The 11,186-nt window shown below is 67.8% G+C and carries 10 protein-coding genes; 6 read left to right on the top strand and 4 right to left on the bottom strand.

Annotated features, from left to right (window positions below):
- Positions 1–20: 20 nt before the first annotated feature.
- Entirely contained in the window at positions 21–941 is a 921-nt protein-coding gene (locus tag E5P2_RS35700; protein ID WP_232077664.1) for a LysR family transcriptional regulator, read from the bottom strand.
- Here E5P2_RS35700 and E5P2_RS35695 point away from each other — a divergent pair.
- From E5P2_RS35695 to E5P2_RS35685, 3 genes are all read left to right on the top strand, one after another.
- Positions 940–1,914, top strand: a complete 975-nt coding sequence (locus E5P2_RS35695) for an electron transfer flavoprotein subunit beta/FixA family protein (RefSeq protein ID WP_232081040.1) — start codon at positions 940–942, stop codon at positions 1,912–1,914. The two genes, E5P2_RS35700 and E5P2_RS35695, sit on opposite strands and share 2 nt — an antisense overlap.
- Positions 1,911–2,924: an electron transfer flavoprotein subunit alpha/FixB family protein gene (locus E5P2_RS35690; RefSeq protein WP_162571793.1), complete on the top strand. Its 1,014-nt coding sequence runs from the start codon at positions 1,911–1,913 to the stop codon at positions 2,922–2,924. The genes E5P2_RS35695 and E5P2_RS35690 overlap by 4 nt, the downstream gene beginning before the upstream one ends.
- Before the next feature lie 132 nt (positions 2,925–3,056).
- Positions 3,057–4,082, top strand: coding sequence for a tyrosine-type recombinase/integrase (locus tag E5P2_RS35685; RefSeq protein WP_162571792.1), 1,026 nt, complete (start codon positions 3,057–3,059; stop codon positions 4,080–4,082).
- 44 nt (positions 4,083–4,126) lie between these two features.
- On the opposite strand, the gene E5P2_RS35680 is transcribed toward E5P2_RS35685, so the two are convergent.
- A complete protein-coding gene (locus E5P2_RS35680) occupies positions 4,127–5,671 on the bottom strand; it encodes an MFS transporter (protein WP_232077660.1) in 1,545 nt (514 codons plus the stop codon).
- Positions 5,672–6,084: 413 nt separating this feature from the next.
- Here E5P2_RS35680 and E5P2_RS35675 point away from each other — a divergent pair, with 413 nt between their 5' ends.
- Positions 6,085–7,317 carry a CaiB/BaiF CoA transferase family protein gene (locus tag E5P2_RS35675; protein WP_162571790.1) on the top strand — a complete coding sequence of 411 codons (1,233 nt, stop codon included), beginning with the start codon at positions 6,085–6,087 and terminating at the stop codon, positions 7,315–7,317.
- 43 nt (positions 7,318–7,360) lie between these two features.
- Positions 7,361–8,230, top strand: a complete 870-nt coding sequence (locus E5P2_RS35670; RefSeq protein ID WP_162571789.1) for an enoyl-CoA hydratase/isomerase family protein — start codon at positions 7,361–7,363, stop codon at positions 8,228–8,230.
- Here E5P2_RS35670 and E5P2_RS35665 read toward each other — a convergent pair.
- Complete coding sequence (locus E5P2_RS35665; RefSeq protein WP_162571788.1) at positions 8,227–9,015, bottom strand: IclR family transcriptional regulator; 789 nt, start codon at positions 9,013–9,015, stop codon at positions 8,227–8,229. The two genes, E5P2_RS35670 and E5P2_RS35665, sit on opposite strands and share 4 nt — an antisense overlap.
- Before the next feature lie 12 nt (positions 9,016–9,027).
- Positions 9,028–9,831, bottom strand: a complete 804-nt coding sequence (locus E5P2_RS35660; RefSeq protein ID WP_162571787.1) for an IclR family transcriptional regulator — start codon at positions 9,829–9,831, stop codon at positions 9,028–9,030.
- A 168-nt stretch (positions 9,832–9,999) separates the two neighbouring features.
- On the opposite strand from E5P2_RS35660, the gene E5P2_RS35655 reads away from it, so the two are divergent.
- On the top strand, positions 10,000–11,166 hold the full coding sequence (locus E5P2_RS35655; RefSeq protein ID WP_162571786.1) for an acyl-CoA dehydrogenase family protein: 1,167 nt from the start codon (positions 10,000–10,002) through the stop codon (positions 11,164–11,166).
- Positions 11,167–11,186 lie beyond the last annotated feature (20 nt).

Here is an 11,186-nt window from a genome sequence, read left to right as displayed (position 1 = left end):
AACCCATTGCAACTCAACAGCTAACGCTTGCCCAGCGCCCGCACCGCGACCGCGCGCGTGGCGCTGGGCCGGCGTTCCGAATCGAGCACCTCGACCAGGAATTCGGTGAAGGCGCGCACCTTCGCCGAACTGCTGCGGGCTTTGGCCGTCACCGCGTAGAAGGTCTTCACCGCCGTGGTCCATTCGGGATAGAGCCGCACCAGCTCGCCGCCGTCGAGCAACCGGTGGGCGAAGATGTCGAGCACGTGCACCGCGCCCACACCTGCGCGCGCGGCCATCAGCAGCGCGTCGCTGCTGTTGAAGTGCAAGGGGCCCTGTGGCTTGATCTCGACCTTCTCTTCGCCGCGTTCGAGCTTCCAGCCATTGGCGTGGCTGCGTTCCTCGGCGAGGATGCCGAGACAGCGGTGCGGATCCAGTGCCGCCGGGTCGGCAGGCAGCGAAGCCGCCAGCCGCGGCGCGCAGCAGACGACGTAGCGCGCTTCATAGATCGGACGCGCGATCAGGTCGGCGTCTTCCACCGAGTCCATGCGGATCGCGATGTCGATCGCGCGCTCGATCATGTGGTGCGGCTGGTTCGTCAGCGTGATCGCGGTCGAGATGGCGGGATGGCGCTGCGCGAAGGTCGGCAGTGCCGGACACACCAGCGCGTGGCCGATCGAGATCGGCATCTCGATGTGCAGGGCACCGCGCAGCTCGCCCATCGAGGTGCGGACTTCTTCCTCGGTCTGCGCCACGGAGTGCAGCAGCTCGCGCGCACGCGGCAGATAGAGCTGGCCTTCTTCGGTGAGCCGCAGGCGCCGCGTGTCGCGATGAATCAGCGTGACGCCGAGATGGCGTTCGAGATTGCGCACGCAGGTCGTGACCGTGGCATTCGCCAGGTTGAGCGAGTCCGCCGCGCGCGAGAAGCTGCCGCATTCGGCGACGCGGACGAAAACTTCCATGGCCCAGAGCCTGTCGATGTCGAACCCCTGCACGCTGTTGAAGGAATCGGCGGTGCCGATCCCGGGGCGCGATTGTAGCGACGGGCTCGCCGCACCTTCGCGCCCGTCGCGGCATCGAAGGCGCGGCCGGATGCCAAATTGTGTTTTCGGACGGCGCTGCTTGCCCGGGCCGGGCCGCTCCGGAGAATCGGCCGCCGAAGGAATCCATGCAATGAATACGCTCGTGCTGCTGGCGGGAATCGCCGATCCCAAATGGCCGCTGCCGCGTCCGCTGACGGCGGATGCGCTGCGCGCACATCAGGCGCAGCATCAGGTGCTCGGGCCTTTCGACGAGGCCGCGCTGGAAGTGGCGCTCAAGCTGCGCGATGCCGCGCCAGACATGCAGTTGCGCGCGATCGTGGTGGGCGACGAGGCGCTGGCGCGCCAGGTCGCCGGCTTTCGCATCGACACGCTGGTGCGGCTCGATCCGGCGGCCCTTGCGCCGTGGAGCCCGGCCGAGCTGGCGGCGGCGCTGCGCGCATCGATCGATGCGTTGCCCGATCTGCTGCTCATCGGGCGCGAGTTCGGCGATCACGACGACGGCAGCGTGCCGGCGCATCTCGCGCAGTGGCTCGCGTTGCCCCATGTGAGCCTGGCGCTGTCGATGCAGCGCGTTGACGCCGGCCTTCGCATCGTGCGCCAGGGTGGCGAGACCTTGCAGCGCGTGGACGCCACCCTGCCCTTGCTGGCCAGCGTGACGAACGATTCGCACAACCGTCTGCGGCAGCCGCTGCTCAAGAACGTGATGGCGACGCGGAAGATGCGCTTCGAGGCCGCGCTGTCCGACGCGCCACCGGGGGTCGTCGCGCTGGCGTCGATCGAGGCCGCCACCGCTGGCGCGCGCGAGAAGGCGTGCCGTTTTCTCGGCGGCACGGTCGACCAGCAGGCGGACGAACTGGCCGGCATCCTGTCGCGCCTGGGAGAGGCCGCATGAGTGACATGGAAGCAGGGTCGCTGCGCATCGTCGTGCTGCTCGCGGGTGGGGACGCGGGCGACGGAGATGGGCAACGCGAAGCCCTGATCGCAGCGGCGCGGTCGATGCTGGGCGAGCCATTGCGGGGGCGCGTGGAGTTGATGCGATTGCGTGGCGTCGGCCCTGCGTCGACGCCCGCGCTCGCGGGCCTGTCGATTTGCTGGGATGTCACGCATCCGGGACTCGGCGCCGATCCATCCGCTGCGGTGTGGGCCGAGGCTGCGATGCAGGCGCTGGATCGGATCGGCATTGCGGCGCCGAGCCGCACGCTGGTGTTGCTGCCGTCCGGTCCGTTGGGCGTGGAGCTGGCCGCATGCCTCGCGGTGCGCTGCCGCGGCGTGTCGCTGGGCCGCTGCCAGGATCTGAGCGTCGAGGCCAACGTCGTGCTCGCACGCAAGGCGGTATTCGGCAGACGCGTGGTCGCGGCGCTGCGATCGGCGACATGGCCCTGCTTTGCTGCACTTCGGCCCGAACGCACGAAAGCCTTGCCGACGATGCAAGTCTCGGGCGAGCTCCGTTCGATCACGCTGGACGGCGCGCTGCCCGCGGACTTCGCGACGCAGCCCGTCGACAGCGGCGATGCGCAGCGCGCGCTCGTCGGCGCCCGGGTGGTGGTCAGCGGAGGACGCGGCATGCGCGGCCCCGAAGGCTTCGATCTGCTTGGCCGGCTGGCAGCGGAGCTCGATGCCGCCGTGGGCGGCAGCTTGCCGGCCGTCGATGCCGGGTGGTTGCCGGTCGCGCGCCAGGTCGGCCAGTCGGGCAAGTTCGTGGCGCCGCGCACCTACGTGGCGGTCGGTATCTCGGGCACGCCGCAGCATCTGGCGGGCGTCTCCAGCGAGTCGTCGATCATTGCGCTGAACAGCGACCCCGATGCGCCGATCTTCGAGATGGCCGACGTGGGGCTGGTGGGCGACTGGCAGGAGATCCTGCCGCGGGTGCTCACGCGGCTCGCGATGCGAGAGCGTGGCTGATGGAGATGGATGCAAATACACTAACGGCATACCGATTCCAATTTCACAACGCTTGCCACCCAGGCTTTCAATCCAAGCTTCTCACTCTGTCAGGCCCTGCCTCACAATGGCTTGCCGTTAGCTTATTTTTAGATGCAGTCCTTGCCCCTGTTCGATGAGGCCTCGAGCGCCACCCACCAGTCCGCGTTCGAGCGCTGGCTCACGGACCAGCGCGACACCGGTGCCCTGCGCCAGCCCTCCTCCATCCAGGTCTATCGCGACATGTGGAGCAGCTTCACCGCATGGTGCCTGCGGCAGTCGCCTACCGTGACGCTCGCGTCGCTGGATACTGGCGATCTGCGCGCATTCCAGCAGGCGCGCTTCGGCATGAAGAGCGCAGACCTGTCGCTCTCCCCGCGCCATGCGCTGCGGCTGCTGCGGCTGATCGACCGGGTGTTGCGCCACCATGCGGCAGCGACCGGCGCGCGCGCCAACACGGCCGCGGCCGACTGGATCGCGGCGCAGCCGCACGTTCGCTATGCGGAGGCCGCGCATGCCGACCCATTGCCCGAGTTTCTGTCGGTCTCCGAGGCCAGGCACCTGATCACCTTCCTTTCGGACGCGCGCCCTCGCCCGGCCGCAACGGGCACGCGCCGTGACGGCCAGACCGCCCTGAGCTGGCAGCAACTCAGAAACCGCGTCGCGGTGGCCTTGCAGCTCGGCGCCGGGCTGACGCCGGGCGATGTCCGGGTCCTGACCCTGCAGGCGCCGACCTCGCAAGGTGGTCGCGCGCGGCATCGGCCCTGGAAGATCGCCGTGCCGGGCAACGGCAATTCACCGGCGCGCGAGACGCCGATCGCACCGTGGGCGGGCGAGCTGCTGCAGCATTGGCTGCAGGTGCGTGCCGAGTCGAAGATCGCCGGCGATTTCCTGTTTCCGTCGACACGCACGGGCAAGCCGTGGAGCAAGGAAGCACAGTACCTGGCAGCCAGGCAGGTGCTCGCGGACGCCGGACTGGACGTCGCCGATGGCGGATCGTTCCGCCTGCGTCATACCTTCGCGTTGCGCCAGCTGCGCCGCGGCACCGACGCGGACCAGGTGGCGCGCTGGCTGGGCATCGAAGTCGAAGCGATGGGCAAGTACCGGCGGGTGGTCGCCGGACCCGAGCAGGTCGTCTAGCCTGCGGCCCCTCGGGATCGGCGACGGTCGGCGGCGACCACGCGTCAAAGCTCGTGAAAGCCCTCCTGGGGCTGGATCCTGGACTTCGAGCGGAAGCTGATCTTCGGCATATGGCGCACGCCCAGCAAGCCGAACAGACCGACCGCGATGGTCAGCCAGAAGCCGGTGTGGATGGCGCTGACCAGCGCTTCGCGCGCCATGCCGATCAGGACTGTCCCGTCCCTGCCAGCCGCGGCCAAGTGGCTCAGCAGGGCCATCTGCATGTCGTGGTTGAGCAGCACCTCGGGGTCCGCCAGCTGCTGCCGCCACGCGCCATCCGCGCTGTCTTCCAGCGCGCGCCCGATCCCGCTGCGATAGGCCCAGTTGACCACCGCGCCGGTCAGCGCCGTCCCCAGCATGCCGCCCACCATGCGTTGCGACTGGAGCAGCGCGATCGCGATGCCCACATGCTCTCTCGGCGCCGACTGCTGCATGGAGATGGTCAGGTTCGGCATCATCAGCCCCATTCCGAGCCCGCCGCACATCATGACGGCCAGCAGGTAGCCATGCGAGGACACCGGACGCGCCAGCAGCATGCACAGGCCGCACAGGGTCGTCATGGCAAAGCCCAGGTAGACCATCATGGCCGAATGCGGCAACCGCAGAAGAATGCGGCTGTTGGCGATGTTGGCGACCGCGATGAAGGCCACCAGCGGCGTCACCAGCAGCCCGGCCGTGCGCGCCGACAGGTCGAAGCCGCCCTGGAACATCAGGGGCACGTAGACCAGCAGCGAGAACATCATGAAGCCGCTGGCGGCCGCCAGCAGGAACATGCTCGCGAGCGCCCGGTTGCGCATCAGCTCCAGCGGAATGAGCGGATGCGCGGCGCGGCGTTCCCACCAGTAGAGCGCGACGAAGGCGAAGCCGCACGCGGCCAGAAGACAGATCATCGAGACGGTGAAGCCGCGCTGCGGCACCAGTTCGACCAGCAGCTGCATACTCCCCAGGCCGGTCGCGATCAGCAGCGCGCCGGGCCAGTCGATGCGGGCCTTGGCGCCGGCGATGCCATGGCGGAAGTGCGGCAGGAAGCGCCAGACCGAATACAGCGAGACGAGGCCCACCGGCAGGTTGATGTAGAACACCCAGCGCCAGCCCAGGTACTGGGTGAGAAGGCCGCCCAGCGACGGCCCCAGCGTGTTGGAGATGCCGAACGCCGACGCCATCATGACCTGCCAGCGCAGGCGAACGACGGCATCGGGAAACAGATCGACGATGCAGGCGAAGGCGCTGCCCACCAGCATGCCGCCGCCCAGGCCCTGCAGCGCGCGCGCCAGCACCAGCGCGTCCATGCTGTTGGCCAGGCCGCACAGCGCGGACGCCACGCTGAAGATCACGATCGAGGTCAGCACGAAGGGCTTGCGGCCGAACTGATCGCCCAGGCGGCCGACCACCGGCACCGTGATCACCGAAGTCAGCAGGTACGAGGTCGCGACCCAGGCGTAGAGATCGAAGCCGTGCAGTTCGGCGACGACGGCCGGCAGCGCGGTGCTCACCACGGTCTGGTCCAGCGCCACCAGGGTGGCCACGAAGCACAGGCCCAGCATCGCCATCAGCGAATCCCGGTTCGAGAGTCTCTGCCGCGCCGAGTACGCGGATTCAAGCTTGGATATCGAAGTCACATGCGGGCCGTTGTGGCGGCCGGAAGCCGCCCGTTCATGATGGGGACGCGCGACCATCCATCGTCATCGGGAGAGAGCACGCGAACGGCGCGACAGCCGGGCACGCCGGCTGGCGATCGCATGCTGATTGCCAGCCGGAATTGTGCCGCGTTTGGAAAGAACCACGGGCGCAGTCAACCATGTGAACCATGTGCGAAGCGGCCGGCCGCCTTTCGCAAGCGCCATCCGAGGCACTCGTGATGCACCTGCAATCGGTCGATGTTTAACATGTCAAAACGCGGATTGCGGCATATGCGACGCGCCATGAAACTCGGGGCACTCAGCTTCCAACGGATCGATGTGCCATGACCCACTCCACGCCGCCCCCTGGCGCTCCTGCCGCGAACGCCGGGCCGCTCGCCGGTATCCGCATTCTCGACATGGCAACCGTGATCGCCGCGCCCTTCTCGGCCACCCTGTGCGCCGACCTGGGCGCTGAAGTCGTCAAGCTCGAGCTGCCCGATGGCAGCGACTCCCTGCGAATGCTCGCCCCGGTCAAGGATGGGAACGCGCTCTACTGGAAGGTGACCAATCGCGGCAAGCGCGGCATCACCCTGGATGTGCGCAAGCCCGAAGGGCGGGAACTGTTCCTGCGGCTGCTGCCGCAGTTCGATGTGCTGGTCGAGAACTTCCGCACCGGCACCATGGACCGGTGGGGACTCGATCTCGCCACGCTGCACGCGGTCAACCCGCGCCTGACCGTGCTGCGCCTGACCGGATTCGGCCAGACCGGTCCCTACGCCCAGCGCCCGGGCTTCGCACGCATCTTCGAGGCGATGAGCGGATTCGCTCATCTGACGGGCGAGGCAGACGGCAGCCCGCAGCATATGAACTATCCGCTCGGCGACGTGGTCGCCGGACTGTTCGGCGCCTTTTCCATTGCCGCCGCGATGGCCGAGCGCGGCCGGCGCCCGGACCTGCCCGGTCGCGAGATCGACCTGTCGGCCACGGAAGCCATGCTGCGTCTGCTGGAGCCGCTGGCGGTGGAGTTCGAGCAGCTGGGCGAGGTGCGGCAGCGTGCAGGCACGCGCGCCACCTACACGGCGCCCTCGAACATGTACAAGACATCGGACAAGGTCTGGGTCACGGTCGTGGGCTCTTCCGAGTCCATCTTTCGCCGGATCTGCGAGGCCATGGGGCGGCCCGAACTGCTCGACGATCCGCGCTTCACCACCAACCCCGATCGGCTGCGCCACCTCGACGCGCTGGACGGCATCATCGCATCCTGGTGCGCGGCGCAATCCTTCGAATCGCTTGCCGCGGCGCTGAGCCGCCACGAGGTTCCCTTCAGCAAGGTCTATGGCATCGACGACGTTCTTGCCGACCCGCATTTCCAGGCGCGGGAAGCGATCATCCGCCTGCCCGATCCGGACCTCGGCAGCGTGCCGGCACCCTGCGTCGTGCCGCGCTTTTCCGGCAGCCCCAGTCCCGTGCCGCGTTCGGGTCCGGGTGTCGGGGAGCACAACGGCGAAGTCTTCGCGGCCCTGGGGCTGGACGGCGCCGAATTGCAGCGGCTCAAGGACGCGCGCGTCATCTGATTCTTCACTTCCCTGTCGATATTGAACCTGCCCTGCCCCAGGAATGACGAACCCACCCATCACCACCTACCGGCGCCACGCCGATGTCGCCGAGATCCAGCTGCTGAATCCGCCCGTCAACGGCCTGGGGCACGAAGTGCGGCAATCGCTGCACACCCATCTGCGAGAAGCCCTGGCGGACCCGCAAGTGCGCGCCATCGTGCTGACCGGCGCCGGCAGGATGTTCTGCGGCGGCGCGGACATCCGCCAGTTCGGCACACCGAAAGCGACCACGCAGCCGATGCTGCGAGACATCAACCGCCTGATCGAAGCCGCCGGCAAGCCGGTGATCGCGGCCATCCACGGCAACGCGCTCGGCGGCGGCCTGGAATTGGCGATGAGCTGCCACTACCGCATCGCGGCGACAGGCACGCGACTGGCGCTGCCGGAAGTCAAGCTGGGCATCCTTCCCGGCGGCGGCGGAACGCAGCGTCTGCCGCGCCTCGTCGGCGTCGAGACGGCCTTGGACCTGATCGTGTCGGGCGAGGCGATCGACGCCGACAAGGCGCGCGCATGCGGCTTGCTCGACTCGGTGGCGTCCGGCGATCTGCTGGACGCCGCGCTGTCGCTGGCGCGCGCCGCGGCCGATGAAGGCTCCGGGTCGCTCCCCGTGACTTCGGCGCGCCAAGTGCGCTTCGACGGCGATGCCCCGGCGTACTTCGAGGCGCAGCGGGCGCGCATCACGCAAACCTGTCCCAGCCTCCCTGCGCCTCTGGCATGCCTCGAATGTCTCGAGGCCTCGCTGACGATGCCCTTCGAGGATGCGCTGATGCTGGAGAGGGCCAAGATCCAGGTGTTGGTGGACAGCCCGGAATCCAGGGAATTGCGCCGCCGGTTCTTCGCCGCGCGCGAAGCTGCCAAGCCGGGCGCCTAGCGCAGACCCAGTGCCACTTCCACGCTGCGCACCAGCGTGACGAGCCGCAGGCCCACACGCTGCCTGACTTCCCGCGCCGGCGCCTGAGAAGCAGGCACCGTGCAATTGAACACCACGATCTCGGAGTTCACCGCCGTGGCCACCGGCACCGCGACCGCGAGCCGATCGCGGCGGTAGTAGCCCGGGTTCGTGCTGTAGCCACGCGATGCGAAATCACGCAGCGCCTGCGGCAGGCGCTGCGCATGTTCGGCGAACTGCTGCGGATAGCGCACCTTGATCTGGTTGAGCGCTACCGCCCGTTCCTTCGGTTCGGCGCGGGCCAGCCACGCGTGGCCGATGGCGGTCGCGAGCAAAGGCATCGACGCCCCGATATCGATCAGCGGCGCATCGCCGTCCTCCGACCGGCAGGTGTCCATCAAGACCATCTCGGCGCGATCGCGAATGCCGACGCTCACGGTGCCTCGCACTTCGTCGGCCAGCTCGTTCATCAACGGCCGCGCGATCTGGCGCAGGTTCATGCTGGCCAGCAACGGATAGGCCATCGACAGGACCGGCGCACCGAGGCGGTATTTGCCCAGTCGCGTGTCGTGGCGCAGATAGCCCAACTGGACCAGCGTGTAGGTCAGACGTGAAACGGTGGCTTTGTCGAGCCCCGTTCGGGCGACGAATTCCTTGTTGCCCAGCAACGGCTCGTCGGGCTTGAAGCACAGCAGAAGTTCGAGGCCCCTGGCAAGGGTGCCGGCGAACTGCTTGTCTTGCGGAATCCCGCGGGGATGCATGGCCATGGAATGTCGGTGTCAGTGCGCGGTGCGCTGCTGTGCCAGGTAGGCGCGCTCCACGTCGCGAACCATGCGCACGAGCCTCGGGCCGACATCGGTCTCGAGCGTGCGGCGGCCCAGCAGCACCGCGGGCACGCCGCAATTGAAGACCAGTGTCTCGCCGTCGACGACGCGTTGCATCGGCACCGCGACCGCGTGAACATCCTGCTGCCAGTCGCCGCGCGCGACGCAGGCGCCGGTCGCCTCGAGACTGCGCAGCGACGCCTGGACGGCACCGCGGTGCTTCTTCCATGCGCCCGGGTCTTCGGCCTGAATCTGCTGGACTGCCTGACGGCGCAGTTCATCGCTGGTGCCGCCCAGCCAGGCCCGCCCCATGGCCGTGGTCAGCAGCGGCAGCGAGCCGCCGATGTCGGGGCGAAAGGCAATCGCCTCATGGCCGCGGCATGTCTCGATGTACACCATATGGGAGCGGTCACGCATGCCCAGCGACACCGAGCCGCGCGCGTGGTCGGCCAGCGCCTTCATGAAGGGGCGCGCCACCTGCCGGATGGTCAGGCTCGCCAGCAGCGGATAGCCCGCCGCCAGCGTCGCCGAGCCGAGGCGGTAGCGCCGCTGCTCGGCGTCGTACCTCAGAAACCCCAGCTCGCCCAGCGTATAGGTCAGACGCGAGACCGTGGCCTTGGACAGCCCGGTGCGCTCGACGAATTCGCGATTGGCCAGCGCAGGTTCCCCCACCTTGAAGCTCTTGAGAATCAACAGCCCGTTGGCCAGACTGGTGGCGAACATCTGGTGGCGAGGGGGTTGGGGTGGCGATGTGTTCATGCGCAGTTGATCGGGACACGGAACAGCAGCAAGTTGCCGCCTGGATTATCGGATCAACGGGTTCGCTCGGAGTTTAATATAGCGAAACACAAGCCTCGATATCGACGGTTCCTCCTTATAGTTCTTCCAACCCGTGCGCTCGGCGCGGAAGAGCAAGCAGGAGACAAAGTGATTCGAGATCCTCAGGGCTTCGAGATATTTCTCGGCAAGCTGCGCGACTTCGTTCGCAACCGTCTGGTGCCCCGCGAGGCCGAGGTGGCCCGCCTCGACGAAGTGCCGGCCGACGTGGTGGCCGAGATGGCTGCAGGCGGCCTGTTCGGCTACTCGATCCCGGAAGCCTACGGCGGCGCCGGCATGACCACCGAGGAGCTGGTGCTCGCGGCGATCGAATTGTCCCAATGCTCGGTGGCCTTTCGCGCCCGTGTCGGCACCAACACCGGCATCGGTTCGGAAGCCTTGGTGATCGAAGGCTCCGAAGCGCAGAAGCAACGCTACCTGCCCGACATGGCGAGCGGCCGCCTCACCGGTTGCTTTGCGCTCACCGAACCCGAAGCGGGCTCGGACGCGGCAGCACTCAAAACGACGGCCGTTCGCAGCGGCGACAGCTATTTGCTCAATGGCAGCAAATGCTTCATCACGAACGCACCGATCGCCGGCCTGTTCACCGTGATGGCCCGCACCGACCCGGCCAATCCGGGCGCGGCCGGCGTCTCCGCATTCCTGGTTGAGCGCGATACGCCGGGCCTGAGCACGGGCACGCCTTACGCGAAGATGGGACAGGCCGGCTCGCCGGTGTCGGAGGTGCACTTCGACAACTGCCGCGTACCCTCGGCGAACCTCATCGGCGGCGAAGAAGGCCGGGGATTCAAGATCGCCATGAAGGTGCTCAACAAGCAGCGCATTCATCTCGCGGCGCTGTGCATCGGCCCGGCCATCCGCATGCTGGACGACATCGTGCAGCACACCGCGAACCGCACGCAGTTCGGTCAGCCCGTGGGCGCCTTCCAGCTGGTGCAGGCCATGATCGCGGACTGCCAGACCGAGATTCACGCCGCGCGCGCGCTGGTGCTCGAGACCGCGCGCAAGCGCGACGAAGGCATCGACGTCACGATGGAAGCGTCCATCTGCAAGTACTTCGCGTCCGAGATGTGCGGCCGCGTGGCGGACCGATGCGTGCAAATGCTCGGCGGCTACGGCTTCATCGCGGACAACAGCATCGAGCGCTTCTACCGCGACGTGCGGCTGTTCAGGCTCTACGAAGGCACCAGCCAGATCCATCAGATCAACATCGCCAGGCGCACCTTCGGCCAGGCGGGATACGACATCAAGAGCTGACTCGAAAAAAACGGAGACAT

The sequence above is a fragment of the Variovorax sp. SRS16 genome, assembly GCF_901827165.1.
GTDB lineage: Bacteria > Pseudomonadota > Gammaproteobacteria > Burkholderiales > Burkholderiaceae_C > Variovorax.
This window is presented reverse-complemented; position numbering and strand designations above follow the sequence as displayed.